1 protein-coding gene is annotated in these 556 nt (G+C 47.1%); it reads left to right on the top strand.

Features of this window, described 5'->3' with window-relative positions; translation table 11 throughout:
- Nucleotides 1-73 precede the first annotated feature (73 nt).
- On the top strand, nt 74-556 hold a 483-nt coding region (locus R7190_RS29700), incomplete at its 3' end, for an efflux RND transporter periplasmic adaptor subunit (RefSeq protein WP_318138185.1).

The following is a 556-nucleotide window of genomic DNA, read 5'->3' as shown; positions in this document are numbered from 1 at the left end:
TGAATCATGCGCACGCATGATTATCTGAACATCTGTGAATTATAAGATGGCGCCGAAATTATGGAGCCATCTTATGAATCATCAAATCAAAACCGCTGCGCTGAGCACTATCGCGCTCTCTCTACTCGGCTGTAATCAAGCTCAACCTCAGGTTGAGGAGCCAAGCGCATCCAGACCCGTTCAAGTGATTGAAGTCAACGAAAGGAATGAAGAACTCAACAAATCATTCAGCGGGATCGTAAAAGCAAAAGAAACCGCCTCACTCTCTTTTCGTGTACCCGGCACCGTGGAAAGCGTGTTCGTAAATAAAGGCAGCGTGGTAGAAAAAGGCCAAGTCATTGCCACGCTGGACAAGCACGACTACCAAGTCTCACTAGAAGAATTACAAGCACGCATGTTAGAAGCACAATCAGCCCACAAACTCGCGAAAGCCGAGTTAAAGCGCGTAAAACAAGCGACTTCTGATGATGCCATTGCCAGCGTAAACTTAGACCGAGCCATCAGTAGCTACGAACGTAGCCTCTCTGCCGTCAAAGTGGTTGAGAAAAACATCCAA

This window comes from Vibrio sp. 1078-1 (assembly GCF_033340475.1).
This window is presented reverse-complemented; position numbering and strand designations above follow the sequence as displayed.